Source organism: Mycobacterium sp. 852013-50091_SCH5140682 (assembly GCF_001665685.1).
Lineage (GTDB): Bacteria > Actinomycetota > Actinomycetes > Mycobacteriales > Mycobacteriaceae > Mycobacterium.
The window spans coordinates 157,131-180,628 of the sequence record NZ_LZTB01000100.1 but is presented as its reverse complement, the minus strand read 5'-3'; the positions used below and the strand labels follow the sequence as shown (position 1 = coordinate 180,628).

General features: G+C 67.1%; 23 protein-coding genes. 14 read left to right on the top strand and 9 right to left on the bottom strand.

Annotated features, from left to right (window positions below; genetic code table 11):
• Positions 1-68 precede the first annotated feature (68 nt).
• Positions 69-1,052: a LysR family transcriptional regulator gene (locus tag A5784_RS25705; protein WP_064947684.1), complete on the top strand. Its 984-nt coding sequence runs from the start codon at positions 69-71 to the stop codon at positions 1,050-1,052.
• 45 nt (positions 1,053-1,097) lie between these two features.
• Positions 1,098-1,862: an alpha/beta fold hydrolase gene (locus tag A5784_RS25700; RefSeq protein WP_064947801.1), complete on the top strand. Its 765-nt coding sequence runs from the start codon at positions 1,098-1,100 to the stop codon at positions 1,860-1,862.
• On the opposite strand, the gene A5784_RS25695 is transcribed toward A5784_RS25700, so the two are convergent.
• A complete protein-coding gene (locus A5784_RS25695; RefSeq protein ID WP_232006238.1) occupies positions 1,843-2,415 on the bottom strand; it encodes a TetR/AcrR family transcriptional regulator in 573 nt (190 codons plus the stop codon). The genes A5784_RS25700 and A5784_RS25695 overlap by 20 nt on opposite strands.
• Before the next feature lie 82 nt (positions 2,416-2,497).
• Between A5784_RS25695 and A5784_RS25690 the strand changes: the two genes are divergently transcribed.
• The 9 genes from A5784_RS25690 to A5784_RS25650 all read left to right on the top strand — a co-directional run bounded on the left by A5784_RS25690 (position 2,498) and on the right by A5784_RS25650 (position 12,790).
• Positions 2,498-3,328, top strand: coding sequence for a mycofactocin-coupled SDR family oxidoreductase (locus A5784_RS25690; RefSeq protein WP_064947682.1), 831 nt, complete (start codon positions 2,498-2,500; stop codon positions 3,326-3,328).
• Complete coding sequence (locus tag A5784_RS25685; RefSeq protein WP_064947681.1) at positions 3,325-4,128, top strand: mycofactocin-coupled SDR family oxidoreductase; 804 nt, start codon at positions 3,325-3,327, stop codon at positions 4,126-4,128. The genes A5784_RS25690 and A5784_RS25685 overlap by 4 nt, the downstream gene beginning before the upstream one ends.
• Entirely contained in the window at positions 4,125-4,910 is a 786-nt protein-coding gene (locus A5784_RS25680; protein ID WP_064947680.1) for a carboxymuconolactone decarboxylase family protein, read from the top strand. The genes A5784_RS25685 and A5784_RS25680 overlap by 4 nt, the downstream gene beginning before the upstream one ends.
• Positions 4,907-6,322, top strand: coding sequence for an aldehyde dehydrogenase family protein (locus A5784_RS25675; RefSeq protein ID WP_064947679.1), 1,416 nt, complete (start codon positions 4,907-4,909; stop codon positions 6,320-6,322). The genes A5784_RS25680 and A5784_RS25675 overlap by 4 nt, the downstream gene beginning before the upstream one ends.
• An 85-nt stretch (positions 6,323-6,407) precedes the next feature.
• Positions 6,408-7,184, top strand: a complete 777-nt coding sequence (locus A5784_RS25670) for a DeoR/GlpR family DNA-binding transcription regulator (protein ID WP_064947678.1) — start codon at positions 6,408-6,410, stop codon at positions 7,182-7,184.
• Positions 7,185-7,267: 83 nt separating this feature from the next.
• A complete protein-coding gene (locus A5784_RS25665; RefSeq protein ID WP_064947677.1) occupies positions 7,268-8,752 on the top strand; it encodes an amino acid permease in 1,485 nt (494 codons plus the stop codon).
• Positions 8,752-10,176 carry an FGGY family carbohydrate kinase gene (locus A5784_RS25660; RefSeq protein ID WP_064947676.1) on the top strand — a complete coding sequence of 475 codons (1,425 nt, stop codon included), beginning with the start codon at positions 8,752-8,754 and terminating at the stop codon, positions 10,174-10,176. Before A5784_RS25665 ends, A5784_RS25660 begins: the two co-directional genes overlap by 1 nt.
• Complete coding sequence (locus A5784_RS25655; RefSeq protein ID WP_064947675.1) at positions 10,173-11,558, top strand: NAD(P)/FAD-dependent oxidoreductase; 1,386 nt, start codon at positions 10,173-10,175, stop codon at positions 11,556-11,558. Before A5784_RS25660 ends, A5784_RS25655 begins: the two co-directional genes overlap by 4 nt.
• Entirely contained in the window at positions 11,555-12,790 is a 1,236-nt protein-coding gene (locus A5784_RS25650) for an NAD(P)/FAD-dependent oxidoreductase (RefSeq protein ID WP_064947674.1), read from the top strand. Before A5784_RS25655 ends, A5784_RS25650 begins: the two co-directional genes overlap by 4 nt.
• Here the strand turns inward: A5784_RS25650 and A5784_RS25645 are convergent.
• Together A5784_RS25645 and A5784_RS25640 are read right to left on the bottom strand one after the other, a co-directional pair.
• Complete coding sequence (locus A5784_RS25645; RefSeq protein ID WP_064947673.1) at positions 12,774-14,054, bottom strand: cytochrome P450; 1,281 nt, start codon at positions 14,052-14,054, stop codon at positions 12,774-12,776. The genes A5784_RS25650 and A5784_RS25645 overlap by 17 nt on opposite strands.
• 1 nt (position 14,055) lies before the next feature.
• Complete coding sequence (locus tag A5784_RS25640; protein WP_502687542.1) at positions 14,056-14,283, bottom strand: ferredoxin; 228 nt, start codon at positions 14,281-14,283, stop codon at positions 14,056-14,058.
• A gap of 49 nt (positions 14,284-14,332) precedes the next feature.
• Between A5784_RS25640 and A5784_RS25635 the strand changes: the two genes are divergently transcribed.
• Entirely contained in the window at positions 14,333-14,917 is a 585-nt protein-coding gene (locus tag A5784_RS25635; RefSeq protein ID WP_064947672.1) for a TetR/AcrR family transcriptional regulator, read from the top strand.
• On the opposite strand, the gene A5784_RS25630 is transcribed toward A5784_RS25635, so the two are convergent.
• From A5784_RS25630 to hsaA, 5 genes are all read right to left on the bottom strand, one after another.
• Positions 14,910-15,749 carry a mycofactocin-coupled SDR family oxidoreductase gene (locus A5784_RS25630; RefSeq protein WP_064947671.1) on the bottom strand — a complete coding sequence of 280 codons (840 nt, stop codon included), beginning with the start codon at positions 15,747-15,749 and terminating at the stop codon, positions 14,910-14,912. The two genes, A5784_RS25635 and A5784_RS25630, sit on opposite strands and share 8 nt — an antisense overlap.
• Before the next feature lie 216 nt (positions 15,750-15,965).
• On the bottom strand, positions 15,966-16,529 hold the full coding sequence (gene hsaB, locus A5784_RS25625) for a 3-hydroxy-9,10-secoandrosta-1,3,5(10)-triene-9,17-dione monooxygenase reductase subunit (RefSeq protein WP_064947670.1): 564 nt from the start codon (positions 16,527-16,529) through the stop codon (positions 15,966-15,968).
• Between the two features lie 2 nt (positions 16,530-16,531).
• Complete coding sequence (hsaC, locus tag A5784_RS25620) at positions 16,532-17,431, bottom strand: iron-dependent extradiol dioxygenase HsaC (RefSeq protein WP_064947669.1); 900 nt, start codon at positions 17,429-17,431, stop codon at positions 16,532-16,534.
• A gap of 3 nt (positions 17,432-17,434) precedes the next feature.
• Complete coding sequence (gene hsaD / locus A5784_RS25615; RefSeq protein ID WP_064947668.1) at positions 17,435-18,310, bottom strand: 4,5:9,10-diseco-3-hydroxy-5,9,17-trioxoandrosta-1(10),2-diene-4-oate hydrolase; 876 nt, start codon at positions 18,308-18,310, stop codon at positions 17,435-17,437.
• Between the two features lies 1 nt (position 18,311).
• Positions 18,312-19,502, bottom strand: coding sequence for a 3-hydroxy-9,10-secoandrosta-1,3,5(10)-triene-9,17-dione monooxygenase oxygenase subunit (gene hsaA, locus A5784_RS25610; protein ID WP_064947799.1), 1,191 nt, complete (start codon positions 19,500-19,502; stop codon positions 18,312-18,314).
• A gap of 150 nt (positions 19,503-19,652) precedes the next feature.
• On the opposite strand from hsaA, the gene A5784_RS25605 reads away from it, so the two are divergent.
• Both A5784_RS25605 and A5784_RS25600 read left to right on the top strand, forming a co-directional pair.
• Positions 19,653-20,711, top strand: coding sequence for a ferredoxin--NADP reductase (locus A5784_RS25605; protein ID WP_064947667.1), 1,059 nt, complete (start codon positions 19,653-19,655; stop codon positions 20,709-20,711).
• A gap of 22 nt (positions 20,712-20,733) precedes the next feature.
• Positions 20,734-21,309 (top strand): hypothetical protein, encoded by a 576-nt coding sequence (locus A5784_RS25600; protein WP_064947666.1) that lies wholly within the window; start codon positions 20,734-20,736, stop codon positions 21,307-21,309.
• A 7-nt stretch (positions 21,310-21,316) separates the two neighbouring features.
• Here the strand turns inward: A5784_RS25600 and A5784_RS25595 are convergent, their stop codons facing one another.
• On the bottom strand, positions 21,317-23,434 hold the full coding sequence (locus A5784_RS25595) for an acyl-CoA dehydrogenase family protein (RefSeq protein WP_064947665.1): 2,118 nt from the start codon (positions 23,432-23,434) through the stop codon (positions 21,317-21,319).
• Positions 23,435-23,498: the final 64 nt, after the last annotated feature.

The window sequence follows — 23,498 nt, the reverse complement described above, 5'->3', positions numbered from 1 at the left end:
GACTCCTCATGACGTGGATCAATACCTGTACCCAGTGTGACGGGTCTTACAGTTCCCGGTGAGTATTCATGCAGGTATGTTCGGCCGCAATGACCAGATCTGCAGCTTGTCTCTGCAAAAATGCAGATGTGAGCGACAGGGCAGCCCGGCCACCCAGCGCCGACGATCTCCTGGTGCTGCTGGCCGTGGGTCGGTCCGGCCGCTACACCACGGCTGCAGACGAGCTCGGCATCAACCACACCACGATCTCGCGGCGCATCGCCGCGCTCGAGCAGGCGATCGGTGGCCGCGTGCTGACCCGCGCAGGCAGCGGCTGGGAACTGACCGACCTGGGCCGCGAGGCGCTCGCTGCGGCCGAGACCGTGGAATCGGCGGTCCGCTCGGTCACCGCCACCGGGATGCGGCAACTTGAGGGCGTGGTGCGCGTCTCGGCGACAGACGGTTTCAGCGCCTACATCGCGGCGCCCGCCGCCGCGCACGTCCAACGCAGGCACCCGCGCGTGACCGTCGAAATCGTCGCGACCACGCGGCGCGCGTCGCTGCAGCGTTCCAGCCTGGACCTCGAGATCGTCGTGGGAGCACCGCAGGTGCGTCGCGCCGAGGCGATCCGGCTCGGTGACTACCGCCTCGGGCTCTACGCATCCCGCGAGTATCTCGCCGAGCACGGGGCACCCGAATCGGTCGACGCGCTCGCCGCTCATCCCCTGGTGTACTTCATCGATTCGATGCTGCAGGTGGACGATCTCGACATCGCGGCCGCTTCCGTCCCCGCCATGCGGGAATCGGTGACTTCCACCAACGTCTTCGTCCATGTCGAGGCCACCCGGGCCGCTGCGGGCCTCGGCCTGCTCCCGTGCTTCATGGCCGACCGGCACGACGATCTGGTCCGGGTACTGCCCGATGCCGTCTCGGCGCAGTTGAGCTACTGGCTGGTGGCCCGGGCCGAGACGCTGCGCAGGCCGGTCGTGGCTGCCGTGGTCGACGCCATCCGCGCCCGCATGGAGGATCAGCGCGACATGTTGCTCGGCGGCAAGGCTTACCCGCCAGGGTGATTCGAACGCTTGCGGCCCGCGCCGGATATTGCTGCAGTAGTGGGCATGCCTTTCATCGAGCATGCTCGCGGACGCGCCTACTACCGTCACTGGGCCGCGGCGGAGCCGCGCGCGGCCGTCATCTTCCTGCACGGCTTCGGGGAGCACACCGCGCTGTACCACCGGTACGGCTTCGCCCTCAACGCCGCAGGCATCGACCTGTGGGCGGTCGATCAGTTCGGCCACGGGCTGACGCCGGGTGTGCGCGGTGATTTCGGATCGGTCGACGAGAGCTCGGCGCTGGCCGAGTCGCTCACCGAGCTGGCCGAGGCCGATTATCCCGGCTTGCCCCTTGTGGCCCAAGGACATTCGTTCGGATCGGTGGTCACCTTGTTCCGGCTGCTCGACCAGCCCGGCCGTTACCGGGCCGGCATCGTGTCCGGGGCGCCACTTACCCCGATCCCGGAGCTGGGCTCCGACAGCGCATTCGAGCTCGACCCGGGCTGGCTGTCGTCCGACCCGTTCTATCTGGATGCGCTGGAAAACGATCCGCTGGCCTTCGTCGACGCCGACGGCGCAACCCTGGCCCGCGAACTCGACAAGGCGTGGGACCGGTTCGGCACCGAGCTACCGGCACTAGCCGTGCCGACGCTGGCCCTGCACGGCTCGGCCGATCCGATCGCCCCAGTCGCAGGCGTGCGCGCCTATGCCGATCAGGTAGAGCACTTGCAGCTCAAGGAGTTTCCGGACGCCCGCCACGACCTGCTCAACGAGTCGGTGCACCGAGAGGTGGCCAGCGCGGCGGTGAATTTCATCGACGCGGCGCTGTGACGCGCGACGCCTCGTAGCCCGCGGTCAGCCACTGCACCGTGCGGTCGAGACTCGGCAGGATCTCGGTGATGGCGATCTCGCCCGCCGCGAACCGTCCGGTCAGCCCGAACACCAGGCTGGACAGGATGCTGTCGAGATCGGCGATGAAATGCTCGTCGACCCCGGCGAGGATCTGCATCCCGGCAGGCACGACGGCATCGAGCCCGCGGCGCACGAGACGCTCCCCGCCCGGCGCCGAGCGGGCCCGGAAGTAGGCCATGAGCATGGCCGGGTGCTTCTCCCACGGCTCGAAGATGGTGCGCAGCATGCGCATCAGCCCGCCGTAGAGAGACTCGTCCGCATCGCGGGTCTGATTGGCCAGCGGGGAGTACCGGTTCTCCGTCATCCAGGCGTCGAGCGCGGCGAGGATCAACTCGTCGCGGTTGGCGTAGTGCTTGTAGATGGTGGCCAGTGACGTCCGGGCTCGCCTGGCCACCTCGCGCAGCTGCACCGCGTCGTAGCCGTCGGTTTCGAGAAGCTCGACGACGATGTCGAGGATCCGGTCAGTTGCCACGTGCATCCCCTTGCCGTCCGGTAGTAACCCAGTTACCGTACCGGGTGTAACGAGGTTACTCACCGCGACGAAGCGAGGATGAATGGGTTCTTTGGACGGAAAGGTCGCGTTCATCACGGGCGTGGCCCGCGGTCAGGGCCGCAGCCATGCGCTGCGACTCGCCGCCGACGGCGCCGACATCATCGGCGTGGACATCTGTGCCGACATCGCATCCAACGGGTACCCGATGGCAAGTCGCGACGAGCTCGAGGAGACCGTCGCACTCGTCGAGGCCAACGGCGGCAAGATGATCGGCGCAGTGGCCGACGTCCGCGACTTCGCCGCCCTCAAGACCGCACTCGATGACGGGGTCGAGCACTTCGGCAGGCTCGACATCGTGTGCGCCAACGCAGGTATCGCCGCCATGGCCTTTCGCGAGCTGAGCATCGAGGAAGACCTGCAGATGTGGACCGACGTCCTCGACGTGAACCTTGTCGGGGCGTTCCACACCGCCAAGGCCGCCATCGGCCATCTGGTCGCAGGCGGTCGCGGCGGATCGATCGTGTTCACCAGCTCGACGGCCGGACTGCGCGGCTTCGGCGGATTACAGGGCGGCGGCCTCGGATACGCCGCGTCCAAGCACGGCATCGTCGGCCTCATGCGCACGCTGGCCAATGCGCTTGCCCCGCACAGTATCCGGGTCAACACCGTGCATCCCACCGCGGTCAACACGATGATGGCGGTGAACCCCGCGATGACGGCATTCCTGGAGAACTACCCCGACGGCGGGCCCCATCTCCAAAACCCGATGCCGGTCGCGCTGCTGGAACCCGAGGACATCAGCGCCGCGATCGCGTACCTGGTCTCCGACGCCGCCCAGTACGTCACCGGGGTCACCTTCCCGGTCGACGCCGGATTCTGCAACAAGCTATGAGCGGACGTGTCGCCGGCAAGCGGGTATTGATCACCGGCGCGGCCCGCGGGATGGGCCGCAGCCACGCGCTACGGCTCGCCGAAGAGGGCGCCAACCTGATCCTCGTGGATATCTGCGCATCCCTCCCCGAGGTCGAATACCCGCTCGCCACAACTGAGGATCTCGACGAAACAGCGCGCCTGGTAACCGAATACGGCAGCACGGCCGTCACCGCGGTGGTGGACGTCCGGGACGGCGCGGCCCTCTCGGCAGCAGTCGACGACGGGGTGGCACAACTCGGCGGGCTCGACGCCGCGGTCGCCAATGCCGGAGTACTCACCGCAGGAACCTGGGACACCACAACGGCCGAGCAGTGGCGCACGGTGGTCGACGTCAACCTGATCGGGACGTGGAACACCTGCGCGGCAGCACTGCCCCATCTGGTCGAGCGCGGCGGCAGCCTGGTCAACATCAGTTCCGCCGCGGGTATCAAGGGGACACCGCTGCACACCCCCTACACCGCGTCCAAGCACGGCGTGGTCGGCATGAGCCGGGCCTTGGCCAATGAGCTTGCCGCGCAGCATGTCCGGGTCAACACCGTGCATCCCACCGGCGTCGAGACCGGGATGCGCCCGGATTCCCTGCACAGCCTGCTGATCGACCGGCGGCCCGATCTGGCCCCGCTGTTCGGCAACGCCCTGCCCATCGTGATGGCCGAGGCCGTCGACATCAGCAATGCCGTGCTGTTCCTGGTGTCCGATGAATCCCGGTATGTCACCGGACTGGAATTCAAGGTCGATGCGGGCGTGACGATCCGATGAGCCGCAGCGAGCGCGGCGTCCGCGAGTTCACGGAAGTGATGACGTTCGCACCGCCGCCGGACAACACGGCTGCCGCGTCCGCATTGATCGACTTCGTCTTCGGCGAGGTGTGGCCGCGGCCCGCATTGAGCCGCCGGGACCGCCGCTTCGTCACGCTGCCGTGCGTCGCGGCCGCGGATGCCGAAGGCCCGCTGCGCGACCACGTCTACGCAGCGCTGAACAGTGGCGACCTCAGCATCACCGAAATGCGGGAAACGGTACTGCATTTCGCGGTGTACGGCGGCTGGCCCAAGGCATCCCGATTCAACATCACGGTCGACGAGCAGTGGGACCGCATCCACCGCGAACGCGGACAGCAGCCGCCCGCGCCAGACCCTCTGTTGCCGTTGCCCACCGCGAGCGATCCCGAACTCCGACTTGCCGGTGGAGAGCAGTCCTTCAAGGACATCAACTGCATGCCGTACGCCCCGATCCGCGACAACCCGTACTCCGGCGCGGGCATCCTGAACTTCGTCTTCGGCGAGATGTGGTTGCGCCCCGGGCTCGGCATGAAGGAACGTCGGCTGGTCACAGTGGCGTGCGTGGCCTTCCAGGATGCGCCGGTGCCCATCCTCAGCCACGTCTACGCCGCGCTGAAGAGCCGTGACGTGTCGTTCGAGGAAATGGATGAGGTGGCGCTGCATTTCGCTGCGTACTACGGCTGGCCCAAAGCTTCCCACCTCAATCAGGTGATCGGCGAGCAGAAACAGCGGGTGCTCGACGAGTGGCTGGCCGAAGCATGATCATCGGCGGCGACCGCATCAGCACCTCCAGCGGCGGTGAGCACCAGCACATCTACCCGGCCACCGGGCGGCCGAATGCCACCGTCGCACTGGCCGGTGCCGACGAGATCGACCGAGCCGTGCGGTCGGCCGCGGATGCGCAACGGGAATGGGTGGCGCTGACCTGCGACCGCCGGCGCGACCTGCTGATCGACCTCGCCGACGCAGTGCACGAGAACCTCGACGAATTCGCGGCACTCAATGTGCAGGACTACGCCGTGCCGATCTCCTACGCGGGCACCGCGGTTCTGCTGGAACGCTTTCTGAGGCACTTCGCCGGATATGCCGACAAGCCGCACGGTGCCAGCACCCCGGTCGCCGGGTCGTTCGACGTCAACATCGTCGAACGCGAACCCTACGGGGCCGTCGGAGTGATCGCACCATGGAACGGTTCGCTGGTGGTGGCCGGATCGTGTGTCGCGCCGGCCCTGGCCGCCGGAAATGCCGTCGTACTCAAGCCATCCGAGCTGGCGCCGCTGGCCGCGCTGCGGTTCGGCGAACTGTGCATCGATGCCGGGTTGCCCGCCGGCCTGGTCAATGTCGTGCCGTCGGGGCCCGACGGCGGAGATGCCCTGGTGCGTCATCCAGGTATCCGCAAGCTTCACTTCACCGGTGGCGGCGCCACCGCACGAGCCGTCATCGCCGCGGCCGCAACCAATCTCACGCCGGTCGTCGCCGAACTCGGCGGTAAATCGGCCAACATCGTCTTCGCCGACGCGGACCTGGACCGGGCCGTGCAACTGTCGGCGCATCAGGGCCCATTGATGCAGTCCGGGCAGAGTTGCGCCTGCGCGAGCCGGGTGCTGGTGCACGAGTCGGTGTACGCCGACTTTGTGGAGCGATTCGTGGCGGTCATCGAATCCGCCACTGTGGGCGACCCTTTCGACCCGTCCGTGAGATTCGGACCAGTCATCAGTCAAGGTGCCGTCGAGCGCATCCTCGACGTCATCGAAACAAGTGAGGCCGACGGCGCAGGCCGGTTGATCACTGGTGGGCGCCGGATCGACCGGGAGGGCTTCTATCTCGAGCCCACGGTGTTCGGCGGAGTCGACAACGCCTCGGCGCTGGCCCAGATCGAGACCTTTGGTCCGGTGGTCTCGGTGATGCCGTTCGCCGACGACGCCGAGGCCGTCGACATCGCCAACAACACGGTCTACGGCCTGAACGCCTTCGTACACACCCGCGACCTCACGCGCGCCCATCGGGTGGCGCGGCAGCTGCAGGCCGGATCGGTGTGGATCAACCAGTTCAGTGCGATGTCCCCGCAGGGTCCGTACGGCGGATACAAGCACAGCGGGTTCGGTCGCACGGGCGGCCTCGACGGTCTCTACGAATTCCTCCAAGTGAAGAACATCCGTATCGGCATGACCTGAATTTCGGGCGCAGTGTTGACGTGAGCCACACAACACTCCACAATTACCGTCATGAACGGTCAGAAACCCACAGAAGTGGTCGATCGTGCTTCCCGTTGAGCGGCACGAGGCGATCATCGACGCGGTGGGCAGCGCTCAGGCCGTAAGCACCGACGAGCTGGTCCGCCGACTGGGGGTATCCGCCGAGACCATCCGCCGTGACCTGGCCTTTCTGGAGGAGCGCGGGGCCGTGCGACGCGTGCACGGCGGGGCCGCCGCCGTCACCGAGAGGCGCGGAATCGAACCGTCGTTCACCGAGCGGTCGATCATCCGGCACGAGGCCAAGGCACAACTGGCACGCACCGCCGTCGGGCTGCTCAAGGACGGGCAGACCGTCATCCTCGACATCGGCACCACCGTCGTCGCGGTCGCCCACGCCATCCCCCGCGGCTTCACCGGAACCGTGATCACCCCGTCGCTACCGGTCGCCGTCGAGCTCGCCGACCGTCCCGGCATCGAGGTGCTGCTGGCAGGCGGGCGCGTGCGCGCAGGCGATCTGGCCTGCTCGAATGCCCAGACCAAGGCATTCTTCGCCGATGTCTACGCCGACATCGCACTGCTCGGCTCCGGTGGGGTCGACGCCACGGCCGGGCTGACCGACTTCCATCTCGACGAGATCGACGTCCGGCGGACCATCATCGCCAACAGCGCATCGAGCTACATCCTGGCCGACTCGTCCAAACTCGGGCAGGTGGCGCCATACCGGGTGTGCGAGCTCTCCGCCGTCAACGGTCTCATCACCGATCAGAACACCGCACCGGCTGTTGCAGCAGCCATCGAGGAGACGGGGGGTGTCGTGCTCACCTCGGGCCCCAGCGCCTGAAACGGGTGCGGGCGGCGTTGCAGCGCCGCCCGCGGACCGAACCCCTCCCGAAACAGTCAATTCCAGTCAGAAAGCCCGATCCGATGACAGATTCTTCCACATCACCTGGCGACGGCCAGGTAGGTTTCGGCTACACCGAGTCCCTCGAACGGTCGACGGGACGGTTCGCATCCTTCGCCGTGGCGTTCGCCTTCGTCTCGATCGCCACCGGCATCTTCACCACCTACGGCAGTGTTCTCACCAGCTCCGGACCGATGGGAATCTGGACCTGGCCCATCGTGATCGTCGGCCAGCTGGCCGTCGCGTTGCTGATCGGTTCACTGGCCGCCCGCATCCCCGTCACCGGCTACGCCTACCAGTGGGTGTCCCGGCTGGCCAACCCCGTGCTGGGCTGGATCACCGGCTGGATCTCGTTCACCTTCCTGGCCATCGTCGTGGTGGCCGTGGACTACACCGTGGCCGCCACCGTGGTACCCGCCCTGTTCGATTTCACCGGCACACCCGCGACGGCCTTCCTGATCACCGCAGGGATCCTCGTGCTGCAGGGCCTGCTGGTCGGCCTCTCCACGAAGTGGACCGAACGCGTCAACAACTTCGCCGTCACCGCAGAACTCATCGGCATGGTGGCCCTTGTAGTGCTGCTGTTCATCGTCGGTGTCATCGCCCATAAGCTCTCGGTCGGAAACCTGTTCTCCCACAGCGATATCCCGGATGCCGGGTACTGGAGCTTCGGTACCGCGACCTCCGCCGGGCCGTGGATGCTGGGCTTCCTGCTGGGCGCATTCACCATCGTCGGCTTCGAATCCGCGGCCAACCTCGCCGAGGAGACCAAGAAGCCCGAAATCGTCGTGCCCCGGGCCATGTGGCAAGCGGTGCTGGCATCGGGCGTGCTCGGCTTCCTGTTCCTGCTGGTGGTCACCGCAGCAGTCAACGATCCGAAAGCGCTGGCCCAGTCCGGCACCCCCATCGCCGACGTCATCCGGGACATTCTCGGATCGTTCGTGGGCACCGCGCTGCTGGTGCTGGTGGCCATCGCGATCTTCGCGTGCGGCCTGGTCATCCTGATGAGCGGAGTGCGGCTGGTCTGGGCGATGTCACGGGATCAGCGGTTCCCCGGTTGGCAGCTGCTGCACAAGATCTCACCGCGGTTCAAGACACCGCTCAACGCCACCGTCACGATGACGGTGATCTCGGCGGTCATCCTCGGCCTGTTCTCCACGAGCACCGACGCCCTGTTCAAGCTGTTCTCGGCGGCCACCCTGCTGCCCGCCATCATCTACGCCATCACGGTGACTCTGTACATCGCCACCCGCCACAAGCTTCCACCGAGCAAGGGATTCACCCTGGGCCGCTGGGAGACGCCGGTTCTGGTGGTCGCGGCGCTGTGGCTGGTTTTCGTACTTTCCCTCTTCCGTGACGCCTCATTCCGGGATCCTTGGCTGTATGCGGTGGTCATGGTGGCGCTCGGCGCGATCTACCTGTGCTACCTGCTGGTCACCCGGGGCAGGCAGGGTCTGAAAATGCCAGAGATGTCCTCGATCGACGCCGAATTCGAGGATGCGGCGTAATGACCGTCCTGGCGATCGACCAAGGCACGTCGGGCACCAAGGCCGTCGTCGTCGACCCGGTCGATGGAGTCGTCGGACTCGCCGAGGTCGCGGTGAACCCGCGCTACCTCGACGGAGGCGGTGTCGAGCAGGACCCGGGCGAGCTCCTCGAATCCGTCCTGACGGCCGGCCGCGCCGCGACCGAGCAGGCGGGCCGGCCCATCGAGGCGGTGTCTCTGGCCAACCAGGGTGAAACCGTCCTCGCGTGGGACCCCGACAGCGGGCGCCCGCTCACCGCGGCGATCGTGTGGCAGGACCGCCGCGCCGAGCCACTGTGCTCGGCGCTCGGCGAGCACCGCGAGTTGTTCGCCGCCCGTACCGGTTTGGTGCTCGACTCCTACTTCTCGGCACCGAAGATGGCCTGGCTGCGCCGCAACGTCGAAACCGGCGGCGTGGTCACCACATCGGACACCTGGCTCCTGCATCAGCTCACCGGGGCCTTCGTCACCGACGCCACGACCGCCAGCCGGTCGCTGGCCGTCGAACTCGGCGCCCGGGATTGGAGCCATGAGCTGCTCGGGCTGTTCGGCCTCGACGGCGAACGGCTGCCCACCATCGTCGGCAACGACGAGATCATCGGCACCACAACCGCATTCGGCGCAGAAACCCCCGTCGGCGGCATCGTCGTCGACCAGCAGGCAGCCCTGCTCGCCGAAGGCTGTCTCGACCCGGGTATGGCCAAGTGCACCTTCGGAACCGGCGCCTTCCTACTCGCCAACACCGGCGACACCCCGGTGCACTCCACGGCAGGACTGACCTCGTCGGTGGCGTGGCGGACCGGCGGCACGGACACCTTCTGCGTCGACGGGCAGGTCTATACCGCGGCCTCGGCGGTCAAATGGCTGTCCTCGCTGGGCATCATCAGCGGTGCGGCGGAGATGGATTCGGTCGCCGCCGACGACGCAGGCGGGGTGCTGTGTGTCCCCGCCCTGGCCGGTCTGGCCGCGCCGTGGTGGAAATCCCAAGCCACCGCGACGATCTCGGGGATGACCCTGTCCACCGGTCGCGGCCACATCGTGCTGGCGGTGCTGCAGGGCATCGCCGCACAGGTCGCCGAACTCGCGTCGGCGATCGACACCGACTCCACAGCGCTGACCCGGCTGCGCGCCGACGGCGGACTCACCCAGTCCAAGGTGCTCATGCAGGCGGTCGCCGACATCCTGCAGGTGCCCGTGGACGTCTACCCGTCGGCCCATGCCACCGCACTGGGCGCCGCGGCGCTGGCGGGGCTGAGCCTGCAACCCGGCCGGTCGGTGCGTGACGTCGTGTCGCCATGGACCCCTTCGGCGACTTACGAGCCGAGCTGGCAAGCCGCCCGCGCCGACGAATTCCGTTCCGCGTGGCGCACATTGGCGGCCACCACTTTTTCCCAGGAGACTTCATGAACACCGACTACGACATCGTGGTCATCGGCGGCGGCATCGTCGGAGCGGCGATCGCCCGGGAGCTCGCCGGATACCGGCTATCGGTCGCCCTGCTCGAAGCCCGCGACGACGTCGGTGACGGCACCAGCAAGGCCAACACCGCGATCCTGCACACCGGTTTCGACGCCAAACCCGGCACACTGGAATCAGCGATGGTCAGCCGCGGCTACCAACTGCTCTCCGAATACGCCAAGCACACCGGCATCCCGGTCGAGCACACCGGCGCCATCCTGGTGGCGTGGGATTCCGAGCAACTCGACGCGCTGCCCGGCCTGCGGGACAAGGCCGTCGCCAACGGCTATGACCGATGCGAAATCGTCGACGCGGCAGCCGTATACGCGGCCGTTCCCAACCTCGGTCCAGGTGCGTTGGGCGGCCTGACAGTGCCCGACGAATCGATCATCTGCACGTGGACCGTCAACCTCGCGCTCGCGACCGACGCCGTCAACCGCGGCACGGCGCTGCTGCGCGGCCATCGCGTGGAACGGGTGGACGTCACGCCCGACGGCTCGACCCTGCACACCACCGCAGGACCGGTCAGCGCCCGCTGGGTGATCAACGCCGCCGGACTCGGTGCCGACGTGATCGACGGCCTGTTCGGTCACAACCGCTTCACGGTCACCCCGCGTCGCGGCGAACTGATCGTCTACGACAAGTTGGCCCGCCCGCTCGTCGACAAGATCGTGCTGCCGGTCCCCACGGCCCGCGGCAAGGGCGTGCTGGTCAGTCCCACCATCTACGGCAACGTCATGCTCGGACCCACATCCGAGGACCTTCAGGACCGCACCGCGACGGGAACCTCCGAGGGGGGTTTCGAATTCCTGCTCGAAAAGGGGCGTGCCCTGATGCCACGCCTGCTCGACGAGGAGGTCACCGCCACCTATGCCGGTCTGCGCGCAGCCATCGACCACGGCGACTACCTCATCGAGGCAGACCCGCAGCAGCACTACCTGCTGGTCGGCGGCATCCGCTCCACCGGCCTGACCGCAGGCATGGCCATCGCCGAACATGTTCGTGGCCAACTGATCTCGGCCGGGCTCGAGCTGACGGCGCGGACCACCCTGCCGGATCCTCCGGAGATGCCCAACCTCGGCGAGGCCTTTCCCCGGCCCTATCAGCAGACCGAGAAAATCGAGGCCGACCCCGCGTACGGCCGGATCGTGTGCTTCTGCGAACGCGTCACCGAGGGCGAGCTGCGCGACGCCTGCCACGCGGTCGTCCCGCCCGCAGGCCTGGACGGGTTACGCCGTCGCACCCGCGCCATGAACGGACGCTGCCAGGCGTTCTTCTGCGGCGCCGAAGTGAAGTCCATTTTTGAGCAGCAACTGGAGCAGAACTCATGAGCAGCACCGACGTCGCGATCATCGGAGGCGGCCCCGCCGGGCTGACGGCGGCCGCCGCACTGGCAGCCGATACAACACTCAATATCGTTGTGCTGGAACGTGAATCGGCGGCAGGCGGGATACCGAGGCACAGCGATCACCCCGGCTACGGCATGCGCGACATGAAGACGTTCATCAGCGGCCCGGCCTACGCGCGTCGCCTCGTCGCGGGCGCCGTCGGCGCGGGAGCCACCATCCGCACCAACACCATGGTCACCGGCTGGGCCGGCGACCGGTCGCTGGACCTCACGTCGCCCGCCGGGCGGGAACGCCTGGACGCAGGCGCGGTCATTCTGGCCACCGGGGCACGGGAACGTCCGAGGCCCGCGCGAATGATCCCTGGCGACCGGCCTTCCGGCGTGTACACCACCGGGCACCTGCAGAACGTCGTACATCTCAAGCACGGCAAGGTCGGTCGCCGCGCAGTGGTGGTCGGTGCCGAACTGGTCAGCTACTCCGCGGTGCTCACCCTCAAGCATGCGGGATGCCAGACCGCGCTGATGACCACCGAATACGCCAGCCCCGAGTCGTACGCGGTGTTCAACCTCGCAGGCCGAACCCCGCTGCTCGGTGTCGACATCGCCACCCGCACCCGGATCACCCGCATCATCGGCAAGCCCGCGCTCGAGGGCGTCGAGATCGAGAACATCGATACCGGGGAGCGCCGCGTGATCGACTGTGACACCGTGGTTTTCACCGGCGACTGGATCCCCGACCACGAGCTCGCCAGATCCGGCGGCCTGGACATCGACCCGGGCACGCTGGGGCCCGTCGTCGACACCGCCCTGCGCACCAGCCGCGACGGTGTCTTCGCGATCGGCAACCTGCTGCACCCGGTCGACACCGCCGACATCGCCGCCCTCGACGGGCGCCACGTGGCCGCCCAGGTGCGCCGCTATCTCAGCGGTCACCGGCCGCCGCAGGACGGCGTCCGCATCGAAGCCGACGCACCGCTGCGGTGGGTGGCCCCCACCCTGCTTCGCCCAGGGGACCCGGCACCGGCGCGTGGCCGGCTGCTGCTGTGGACCGATGCGCTGGTCCGCTTCCCCAAAGTGGTTGCGCGCCAAGATGGCCGGGTGATCGGGCAGAAGACGCTGCCGTGGCCGGCGTCACCGGGACGCGTGTTCCGGGTCCCTTCGAGCATTCTGCGCGCAGCCGATCCGCACGGCGGCACCGTCACCCTGTCGTTGTGAACTCGATGTGCAGTTCGGTGAGGCCGCGCAGCAGGAACGTCGGTTCGTAGCGGTAGTTCCGGTTGCCCGCCGGGCCGTGCGCGGCCTCACTGATGGCGATGTCACGCATGCGGTCAAGCAGACGACGGACGGTGATCTGGCCCTCCACCCGGGCCAGCGGCGCGCCCGCACAGGTATGGATGCCCCGGCCGAAGGCGATGTGCTCGCGGACATTTGGCCGGTCGATGCGGAACTGGTCGGGTTCGGAGAACTTTCGCGGGTCCCGGTTCGCCGCGCCGAGGCACAGCATCAGAACCGTGCCTGCCTTGATCGGAACGCCACCGAGGGTGGTGGTCTTGCGGGCCAGCCGGAAGTCGATCTTGGTGGGGCTCTGGATACGCAGGGCCTCTTCGATGAAAGCCGGGATCTGGTCAGGGTTTTCGCGCAGCCGCTGCTGAAATTCGGGATGGTCGCCCAGCGTCTGTACCGCAGCGCTGAGCAGCTTGGTGACGGTCTCCTGGCCTGCTGCGAACAGGAACGTCGCCGGGCGCACCACTTCGAGCAGTTCCGGGACAGATCCGTCCGGATACGTCGCAGATGCCATGCCGCCCAGCACGTCTGCGCGAGGCTCCCGTCGCCGTTCGGCGATGTAGCCGCTGAACTTGTCGTCGAGATACTGCAACGGGTTGAGCCCCACGGGCTCTCCGTCGAGTGCGCCGACGCGGCTGCCCGGCTGCTTGCCTGCACCCAGCGCGAGCCGGAACTCGGCGCGGTCTTCTTCGGGGACGCCGAGCAGGTCGGTGATGGCCAGTGTCGCGAAGGGCTTGGCGTACTCCGACAGGAATTCGCAACGTCCGTTGGCGATGAACTCGTCGAGCTGGTGGTCGGCCAGCTGCCACATGTAGTCCTCGTTCTCCTTGAGCCGCCGCGGGGTCAGCAGCTTGGAGAGCAACGAACGGGCTCGCTCGTGCTGCGGCGGGTCCATCACCACCATGTGCTCGAAGATCGGGAACTCGTGCCGGTGCGCCTCGATCTGCTCTGTGATGTCGTCACCCTCCGGCTCGAACGGCAGCGGCGGAAACGGGCCACCGATCGCGTTGACCGCCGAGAACGAGTCGGTGTCCTTGAACGCCGCCATCACCTCCTGATATCCGGTGACGGCCACGACCCCGTGGTGCGGCTCGGTGAACACCGGGCCCTGGCTGCGCAAGTACTCGTAGTACTCGTAAGGATCCTGCGCGACAACCGGATCCGAGAAGTAGTCGATGGCTGCGAGGTCGGTCATGTCAATGGCCTTTCGTGGGAGGGGGTTCGAGCGAGATGGCCTGCCGGGGGCATGCGTCGACGGCGGCTTTCACCTTGTCCTGCAACGTGTCCGGAATGGCCGCCGCACAGGTGGCGACGTCGTCGTCGCCGAGGTCGAACACCTCGGCCGCCAGTTCGATGCACAGCGCATGCCCTTCGCAGAGGTCCGGGTCGACCCGCACCCTGATACTTCTCGATTCCTCCGACATCGGATCAACTCCATAATTTAATCGACCGATCAAACTGCTAGGGTGGCTCATGCCTCGTGAGGCCAGAGACTCCGATGCCGGCACTCGTAGGCGCTTGATCGAGGCGACAGCCCAGATCATGCGCGATGACGGCTATGCTGCTGCGACGTCCCGGCACGTGGCCGCCAAGGTCGGGGTGAAATCGGCGCTGGTGTACTACTACTTCGCCACCATGGACGACCTGTACCTCGCGGTGCTGCGCAGCGGGGCCGACGCCGCGCTGGCCCGCATGCGCGAGGCGCTCACCGACCCCGACCCGTTGCGGGCACTGTGGTTGATCAACACCGACTCCCGGTTGACCGGGCTCAATCTCGAGTTCATGGCTCTTGCCAACCACCGCAAGGTGATCGGCGCCGAACTCAAGGGCTTCTCCGAGCGGGTCCGCGACATCGAAACCGCGGCCATGGCCATGGTTTTGCGCACGCACGGGATCGACATGGAGGAGTATCCGCCGGTGGTGATGTCGATGCTGCTGACCCAGACCGCGCGCGGCATCTGCTACGAGGATGCGGTCGGGGTGACGCAGGGGCACGACGAATTCCGCGCCTTCGTCGAACGGATGCTGCACCGGTTCGGCTCGGCCGCAACTACTTGAGCATGCTGCCGGCATCGACGGTCACCGGTAGGCCTGTGACGTAACGCGACTCGTCGGAAGCAAGGAACAGCACGGCGTTGCTGATGTCGACCGGTTCCACCCAGCCCACCGGCAGCACGTGCATCAACTTGGCGACCACAGCCATGTCGTCGGGGCCCGGGTTCTCCAGGTCAGGGCGAAACAGTTTCATGGTGCCGTCGTTCATGAACATCGGGGTGTTGACGTTGGTGGGGTGCACCGAATTGACCCGAATAGAGTGTTGCCCCAGTTCGATTGCGAAGGTCCGCATCAAGCCGACCACGCCGTGCTTGGCCGCGATGTAGTGGCCGGTGTTCGGGTAGGCCTTGAGCCCGCCGACCGAGCTCGTCAGAATGATCGACCCGCCGCGGCCTTGCGAAAGCAAATGCGGTACACCGGCTTTCACGGTCTTCCAGACTCCGGACAGGTTGACTCCGATCATGTCGTCCCAGTCCTGTTCGCTGGTCTTGTCCAGCGTCTCACCGCCGTTGCCGATACCGGCGTTGGCCACGATGATGTCGAGGCCGCCGAGCTGTTCGACACCGCCGGCCACCGCAGCGTTGAGGGCGTCGAAGTCGCGCACGTCGACCTCGGCGGTGACGATCCGGCGGTTGAGCCCTTTGACCAGTTCCGCCGTATGGGCCAGGTCGTCGGGCGTCGACGCCGGGATCACGCTGTTACTGCTGACCGGCCGACAGACGTCGACCGCGATGATGTCCGCGCCCTCCTGCGCCAGGCGCACCGCGTGACTGCGGCCCTGGCCCCGCGCCGCGCCCGTGATGAAGGCGATCTTGCCCTCGACCCGTCCCGCCATCGTCAACCTTTCGTCGGTTTGATCAGTCGATCAAACCTTTACACCCGCCGATTGCACTGTCAAGGCTTGTTTTGATCGACCGATAAGGGATTGACCGGGACACCGACGCGCTCCACCGCCGGGACGGCGTGACCAGCTGAGGGCGACCGTCAAGTCCGATTCCTGAGCGCACAAACACCAACCGGGCCCCGACATGTCGGGGCCCGGTTGCGTTGGCTACAGCCAGGTGTCGTTGGTCGTGGCGGTGAGGAACGCTTCCAGATCGTTGCGCCACGTGGCCGGGGTGTTCTTGTCCGGCTCTATCCCGGTGTACTCCCCGCGGTAGAACAGCAGCGGCCGGGGCTTTCGTTTGGGCACCTCGGACATGCCGTGCACCGCACCGAACACCACGAAATGGTCACCGCCGTCATGCACCGACGAGACGGTGCAGTCGATGTGGGCCAGCGAGCCGTCGATGATCGGAGATCCGAGTTCTGAAGGCTGCCAATCGATCCCGGCGAACTTGTCGGACTCCTTGGAACCGAAGCGCGCCGAGACGTGCTGCTGATCCTCGTGCAGCATGTTGACGCAGAATCGGCCGCTGGCCTCGATGGCCTGCCACGACCGGGACACCTTGGTCGGGCAAAAGAGCACCAGGGGCGGATCCAGCGACAACGCCGCGAACGACTGACAGGCGAACCCGATCGGGACGTCCTCGTAGACGGTGGTGATGATCGTGATGCCCGTGCAGAACTGACCGAGCACATTGCGGAATGTGCGGGGGTCGATGGCGGTGCTCATGGCTACTTGAAGCCGACGCTGAAGTCGTGCCCCCACAGGCTCACCGCCGTCGATTCCCTGGCCACCCAATCATCGTCGTCGACTTCGAGGCCCTCACAACCGAATTCGACGTCGAAGCCACCCGGAGTCTTCATATAGAAGGACAGCATCTTGTCGTTGACGTGGCGGCCGAGGGTCGCCGACATCTTCACCTTGCGGCGCAGCGCACGGTCAAGGCACAGGCCCACGTCGTCGGCTTCGCCGACCTCGACCATCAGATGCACGATTCCGCTGGGTGTCTGGCCCGGCATGAACGCCAGGCTGTGGTGGCGCGGGTTGACCCCGAGGAACCGCAGCCAGGCCGGCTCCCCGTCGGCGGGCCTGCCCACCAACTGCGGCGGCAACCGCATCGAGTCCCGAAGGTGGAAGCCGAGCACGTCCCGGTAGAACCGCAGGGTTTCGGCGTCGTCCTTGGTGGTCAGCACGACGTGGCCGAGCCCCTGTTCCTCGGTGACGAACTTGTGCCCGTACGGGCTGACCACGCGGCGGTGCTCGAGTGCGACCCCGTGGAACACCTCGAGGGTGTTGCCCGACGGGTCGTCGAACACGATCATCTCGTCGACGCGGCGGTCGGCCAGCTCGGTTGCGGTGGCTTCCTTGTAGGGGACGCCATTTGCCTCGAGCCGATTGCGGATGTCCTGCAGCTCAGCGGCATTCGCGGTTTCCCAGCCGGACTCCAGCAGCCGGTCATGGTCACCGGGGACGATGATCAGCCGCGCGGGGAACTCGTCCATCCGCAGATAGAGCGCACCCTCGGTCTGGCCCTTGCCCTCGACCATGCCGAGCACCTTCAGGCCGTACTCCCGCCAGGCCGCGATGTCGGTGGCCTCGATGCGCAGGTACCCCAGCGATTTGATGCTCATGGGCTAGCCTCCAAGGAAATCGATGGTGAGCTTGTTGAACTCGTCGAACTTCTCCACCTGTGCCCAGTGTCCACACTGCCCGAAAACGTGCAATTGCACGCGCGGAATCTGCTTGACCGCAACGAGCGCGCCGTCGAGCGGATTGACCCGGTCCTCGCGACCCCAGATCAGCAGGACGGGCTGACGCAGCTTGTAAACCTCGCGCCACATCATGCCGAGCTCGAAATCCGGTCCGGCGAACGACTTTCCCATCGCACGTGCCGCGGCCAGCGACTCGGGCCTGCTCGCGATCTCGAACCGCTCGTCGATCAGCTCGGGCGTGACGAGCTTCTGGTCGAAAACCATGATGCGCAGGAACCGCTCCATGTTCTCGCGCGTCGGGTCGGCGGTGAACTTGCCGAGCAGCTTGACGCCCTCGGTGGGATCAGGCGCGAACAGGTTGACCGAAAGGCCACCCGGGCCCATCAGCACGAGCTTGCCCGCCCGGTCCGGGTAGTCCAGCGCGAACCGCACCGCGGTGCCACCACCGAGTGAGTTGCCCAGCAGCGGAATCCGGCCCTGCAGACCGAGGTGCTCGAACAACCCCAGCAGCGCCTTGGCGCTGTAGCGGTTGTACTGCTCGTGCTCGGTGAGCTTGTCCGAATGCCCGTAGCCCGGCTGGTCGACGGCCAGCACATGGAACCGCTCGGCCAGCACCGCGATGTTGCGGCCGAAATTCGACCAGCTCGACGCACCCGGCCCGCCACCGTGCAGCAGCACGATGGTCTGAGCCGACGGGTCACCGGCTTCGTGGTAGTGCAACTGCAGGTCCAGATCGCCTGCCTTGACCTTGGCGTAGCGCGACGTCGATTCGAAGGTGATCTCTTGTGTGGCAGTCATATCAGACCATCGTGTCCGCGGGCGGCAGTCCGAACTCGTTGTTGCCGAAGATCATGTACGCCCGCTCGGGATCGTTGGCGGCGTGCACCCGGCCCGCATGCGCATCACGCCAGAAGCGTTGCAGCGGAGCGGTGTTGGCCAGGGCGGTGGCACCCGCCGATTCGAAGAGCCGGTCGATAGACGCGATGGCACGGCCGGTGGCCCGCACCTGATCGCGGCGGGCGCGGGTGCGCAGCTCGAACGGAATCTCGTTGCCCGCCTGCAGCAGGGCGTACTCATCGCCCACGTTGCCGATCAACTGACGCCACGCGGCGTCGATATCGCTGGCGGCCTCGGCGATGCGCACCTTGGCGAACGGGTCGTCCTTGCCCTTCTCACCGGCGAACGCCGCGCGCACGCGCTTGCCCTGGTGCTCGACGTGAGCGGCGTACGCGCCGTAGGCCATCCCCACGATGGGAGCCGAGATGGTGGTGGGATGCACTGTGCCCCACGGCATCTTGTAGACCGCGGCGGTGTTGGTCTGGTAGCCGCCCGCAGTGCCGTCGTTCATCGACTTGTAGGACAGGAACCGGTGCTTGGGCACGAAAACGTCCTTGACGACGATGGTGTTGCTGCCGGTGCCGCGCAGGCCGACCACATGCCAGACGTCGTCGATCCGGTAGTCACTGATCGGGATCAGGAAGCTGCCGAAGTCGACGGGACGGCCGTCCTTGATCACCGGGCCACCCAGGAAGGCCCAGGTGGCGTGGTCGCAGCCTGAGGACCAGTTCCACGAGCCGTTGACGAGGTAGCCGTCGCCGGCCTCGGTGACCACACCGGCACCCATCGGCGCGTATGAGGAGGACACCCGGACCGAGGTGTCCTCGCCCCACACCTCTTCCTGTGCCCGCTGGTCGAACAGGGCCAGGTGCCAGTTGTGCACGCCGATGATCGAGCTGACCCAGCCGGTGGAGCCGCAAGCGCTGGCCAGGCGGCGTACCGCCTCGTAGAACACCGTCGGGTCGCACTGCAGACCGCCCCATTGCTCAGGCTGGAGCAGCTTGAAGAACCCGATCTCTTCGAGCGCGTCGATCGACTCCTGCGGAATCTTCCGCAGGTCCTCTGTGGCCTGCGCCCGCTCCCGCAGCGCGGGCAACAGGTCATCGATGCCGGCGAGGACCGCCTGCACGTCGCGCTGTTCAATGGACGTCACTGAATTGCCTCCTGGATCGAGATCCACAACTAGACAGAGATTAGAACACGTTTTAATTTGTGTCGAGCAGCGCCGAGCTGCAGACGCTGGACCAGGGCACCGATATTTTTGTAACCTGTTCTAGTTATGAGTGAAGGAAGAGAGGCACCGGTGACGGATGAGCCGCTGGGCAGCCACGTGCTCGAATTGCAGGTTGCCGCGGTCATCGAGGAGACGACCGACGCGCGCTCCCTGGTGTTCGCGGTGCCCGCTGGGTCGGACATGCCTGCCGAACGGCTGCGGTACGCCCCCGGCCAGTTCCTCACCCTGCGCGTCCCCAGCGACCGCACCGGCTCGGTGGCCCGCTGCTACTCACTGTCCAGCTCGCCGATCACCGACGATCAGCTGACCGTCACCGTCAAGCGCACCGTCGACGGGTACGCCTCGAACTGGCTCTGCGACAACGCCCACGCCGGCATGCGGATGCATGTGCTCGCGCCGTCGGGCACCTTCGTACCCAAGGATCTCAACGCCGATCTGCTCCTGCTCGCGGCAGGCAGCGGCATCACTCCGATGATGGCGATCTGCAAGTCGGCACTGGCCGAAGGCACCGGCAAAGTGGTGCTGATCTATGCCAACCGGGACGAGAACTCGGTCATCTTCGCCGCCACCCTGCGGGAGCTGGCCGCCAAGTACCCCGACCGGCTCACCGTCGTGCACTGGCTGGAATCCGTGCAGGGATTGCCGAGCGCGGCCGCGCTGGCGGGCCTCGCAACGCCCTTCACCGGTAGCGACGCCTTCATCTGCGGGCCGGGACCGTTCATGTCCGCCGCCGAGGAGGCCCTGCGCCAGGCCGGTGTCCCCGACGAGCGCATCCACATCGAGGTGTTCAAATCGCTGGACTCCGACCCGTTCGCCCGCGTGGTGATCACCGAAGATGACAGCGACCAGGGCCCCGCCACCGCGATCGTCACACTCGACGGCACGACACACGAAATCCGTTGGCCGCGTTCGGCAAAGCTGCTCGACGTGCTGCTGGACAAGGGCCTCGACGCGCCGTTCTCCTGCCGGGAGGGACACTGCGGTGCGTGTGCGGTGCTCAAGAAGTCCGGGGACGTCGAGATGGAGGTCAACGATGTGCTGGAGCCATCCGATCTCGAAGAAGGTCTGATCCTCGGATGCCAGGCCACGCCGGTGTCCGATTCGGTCGAAGTCACATACGACGAGTAGCGAGCGGATACCTTTCTTGACGATGACCACGAACAGGCTCACCGCAGCGAGTGCGGCCACCGTGCTGACCGCGGCGGCACTGGTGTTTCCCGCATCGGCCACAGCGGCGTCGAACTCGGCCGTCACCTCCATCCCCAGTCCACAGGGCAACATCGAGATGCACGTCACCGCCAACTGCGCGGGAACGGTGTGCACGTTCAGCACGCAGGCCAACCTGCTGACGCCGGACGGGCCCATCGGCTTCCCCGGCGACGCGTGGGCACGGCAGACCATCACGCTGCGCAGCACGGACCGCAACGTCTGGCAGGAGGTCTCCTACAGCGCGCCGTCGGGCACGCCGCGCGAGATCAAGGGCGCCAACCACGACAACGTGCTGTCCAAGCAGCTCAAGTCGATCAACAACTCCGAGATCTCGGTGACCACCTTCGGCGGCGGGCCGATCGAGCGCTTCCAGGTCGACGGTGAGTCGACACCCACCGACTGGGCGACCGGCCAGCCGAACACCAAGGCGTCCTTCATCGCGTGCTCCGACATCCAGGTGGTCTTCGGCGGCGTGAACCTCGCGCCGCCGACCGCCTGCGCGCAGACCGGGTTCTGACCCGCGGTCAGCGCGGCAGCCCCAGCAGCCGCTCGCCGGCCAGGGTCAGCAGGATCTGTTCGGTGCCACCGGCGATGGTCAGGCAGCGGGTGTTGAGGAAGTCGTGCACCTCGCGGTTGATCACCGCACCGCCGCCGTCGGACAGTTCCATCCGGAACTCGGCCAGCGCCTGCCGGTAGCGCACCCCGATGAGCTTGCGGGCACTGGCCTGCGGGCCCGGATCCTGTCCGCCGACGGCCAGCACCGCGATGCGCTGATCCAGCAGGGAACCCACCTGGGCCGCCAGGATCAGGCCGCCCAGCCGGTCCTCGTCGGCCGGGTCGACGTCGAGCGTGGCGAGTGTACGGAGCAGCTCCTCCATCGGATTGCCCAGTGCCGTACCGCCTGCCATGGCGACGCGCTCGTTGGCCAGTGTCGTGCGCGCCAGCCGCCAGCCGTCGTTGACGGTCCCGACCACCATCTCGTCGGGCACGAACACGTCGTCGAAGAACACCTCGTTGAACAGTTCGTCGCCGGTGATCTCCCGCAGCGGTCGGATCACGATGCCGGGCGTCTTCATGTCGACCAGGAAGTAGGTGATGCCCTTGTGTTTCGGCGCGTCGGCGTCCGTTCTGGCCAGGCAGACGCCCCAGTGTGCCTTCTGCGCTGCCGAGGTCCACACCTTCTGCCCGGTCAGCTTCCATCCCGGCTCACCGTTGGGGCCTTGTGCGCGAACGGCTTTGGTGCGCAGCGCGGCCAGATCCGAACCGGCGCCCGGCTCGGAGAACAACTGGCACCACGTCAGCTCACCGCGCAGCGTCGGCGGGACGAACTGCTCGATCTGTGCGGGGCTGCCGTGCTCGAGGATCGTGGGCACCGCCCACCACCCGATCACGAGATCGGGGCGGTCGACCGACGCCGCGGCCAGCTCCTGGTCGATCAGCAACTGCTCGGCCGGAGATGCGTTGCGGCCGTAGGGACGTGGCCAATGCGGGGCCAACAGCCCGGAGTCGGCCAGCGCGGCCTGCCGCTGCTCGACGGGCAGGGCGGCCACCTCGGCGACCGCAGCCGCGATCTGCGGACGCAGACCGGCCACCGACTCCAGATCGATACGCAGCTCGCGCCGGATCCCCTGCCGCGTCAGCGCGCCGACCCGACGCAGCCATCGGCGGTGGCCGCCCAGCGCGTGCGATATGCCATATGCGCGACGCAGATACAGGTGCGCGTCGTGTTCCCAGGTGATGCCGATACCGCCCAGCACCTGGATGCAGTCCTTGGCGTTGGCCACCGCGGCATCGATGCCCGCGGTCGCGGCGACCGCAGCGGCGATCGACAGCTGCCGCTCATCGTCCTCCGCGGCGGCCGTTGCGGCGTCGGCGGCCGCCACGGCAGCTTGCTCGGAGCGCAGCAGCATCTCGGCACACATGTGCTTGATGGCCTGGAAACTGCCGATCGGCTTTCCGAACTGCTCGCGCACCTTGGCGTATTCGGTCGCGGTCTGCAGCGCCCAGCGGGCCAGCCCGGCCGCCTCGGCGGCCAACACGGTCGCGGCCAGATCCTCGAACCGCTGCCGAGACACCGCAAGCACCGCGGCGGGGGCGGAGTCCAGCACCACGCGCGCCAGCGGGATCGAGAAGTCGGTGGCAGGCACCGGTTCGACCGTCACACCCGCGGCCGCCGCATCGATCAGCACCACCTGCTCGCCCGCGGACAGCACCAGCAGCCCGGCGCCGTCGGCGCCCAGCACAAAGTCGGCCGTACCGGATACGCGATCCCCGTCGAGGCGCACATCAGTCGTCAGCGCGACACCCGCGGTGCGCTCCCCCGCCACCAGTGCCCCCAGGACCGCCTCGTCGGTGACGAGCAGGGTTACCAGCGCCGTGGTTGCTACGGGCCCGGGAACAAGCGCCGCGGCGGCCTCCTCGAGCATCGCGCACAGGTCCTCGACGCTGCCGCCGGCACCGCCGTATTCTTCTCCGACGGCGACGCCGAAGATCCCTAGTTCGGCGAACCGCCGATACGGCGCGCGCCACGCGTTCAGATCGTGTTCGCCGTCACGTACAGCGGCGATCGAGCCGGACGCCGCGGCCCAGCTTCGAACCAGGTCGCGGGCGGCAAACTGCTCGTCGGTGACAGTGGCTGACACGGTCGGCTCCTACCGGTAGTGCGAGAAGTCCACGCTTCTCACTAGAACGTGTTCTAATAGTGAC

What these genes read in the sequence shown, in the direction of transcription:
- A5784_RS25705 (WP_064947684.1), top strand. Translation starts at nt 69, where the DNA reads ATGCAGGTATGTTCGGCCGCAATGACCAGATCTGCAGCTTGTCTCTGC.
- A5784_RS25700 (WP_064947801.1), top strand. Translation starts at nt 1,098, where the DNA reads ATGCCTTTCATCGAGCATGCTCGCGGACGCGCCTACTACCGTCACTGG.
- A5784_RS25690 (WP_064947682.1), top strand. Translation starts at nt 2,498, where the DNA reads ATGGGTTCTTTGGACGGAAAGGTCGCGTTCATCACGGGCGTGGCCCGC.
- A5784_RS25685 (WP_064947681.1), top strand. Translation starts at nt 3,325, where the DNA reads ATGAGCGGACGTGTCGCCGGCAAGCGGGTATTGATCACCGGCGCGGCC.
- A5784_RS25680 (WP_064947680.1), top strand. Translation starts at nt 4,125, where the DNA reads ATGAGCCGCAGCGAGCGCGGCGTCCGCGAGTTCACGGAAGTGATGACG.
- A5784_RS25675 (WP_064947679.1), top strand. Translation starts at nt 4,907, where the DNA reads ATGATCATCGGCGGCGACCGCATCAGCACCTCCAGCGGCGGTGAGCAC.
- A5784_RS25665 (WP_064947677.1), top strand. Translation starts at nt 7,268, where the DNA reads ATGACAGATTCTTCCACATCACCTGGCGACGGCCAGGTAGGTTTCGGC.
- A5784_RS25660 (WP_064947676.1), top strand. Translation starts at nt 8,752, where the DNA reads ATGACCGTCCTGGCGATCGACCAAGGCACGTCGGGCACCAAGGCCGTC.
- A5784_RS25655 (WP_064947675.1), top strand. Translation starts at nt 10,173, where the DNA reads ATGAACACCGACTACGACATCGTGGTCATCGGCGGCGGCATCGTCGGA.
- A5784_RS25650 (WP_064947674.1), top strand. Translation starts at nt 11,555, where the DNA reads ATGAGCAGCACCGACGTCGCGATCATCGGAGGCGGCCCCGCCGGGCTG.
- A5784_RS25645 (WP_064947673.1), bottom strand. Translation starts at nt 14,054, where the DNA reads ATGACCGACCTCGCAGCCATCGACTACTTCTCGGATCCGGTTGTCGCG.
- A5784_RS25640 (WP_502687542.1), bottom strand. Translation starts at nt 14,283, where the DNA reads ATGTCGGAGGAATCGAGAAGTATCAGGGTGCGGGTCGACCCGGACCTC.
- A5784_RS25635 (WP_064947672.1), top strand. Translation starts at nt 14,333, where the DNA reads ATGCCTCGTGAGGCCAGAGACTCCGATGCCGGCACTCGTAGGCGCTTG.
- A5784_RS25630 (WP_064947671.1), bottom strand. Translation starts at nt 15,749, where the DNA reads ATGGCGGGACGGGTCGAGGGCAAGATCGCCTTCATCACGGGCGCGGCG.
- hsaB (WP_064947670.1), bottom strand. Translation starts at nt 16,529, where the DNA reads ATGAGCACCGCCATCGACCCCCGCACATTCCGCAATGTGCTCGGTCAG.
- hsaC (WP_064947669.1), bottom strand. Translation starts at nt 17,431, where the DNA reads ATGAGCATCAAATCGCTGGGGTACCTGCGCATCGAGGCCACCGACATC.
- hsaD (WP_064947668.1), bottom strand. Translation starts at nt 18,310, where the DNA reads ATGACTGCCACACAAGAGATCACCTTCGAATCGACGTCGCGCTACGCC.
- A5784_RS25600 (WP_064947666.1), top strand. Translation starts at nt 20,734, where the DNA reads ATGACCACGAACAGGCTCACCGCAGCGAGTGCGGCCACCGTGCTGACC.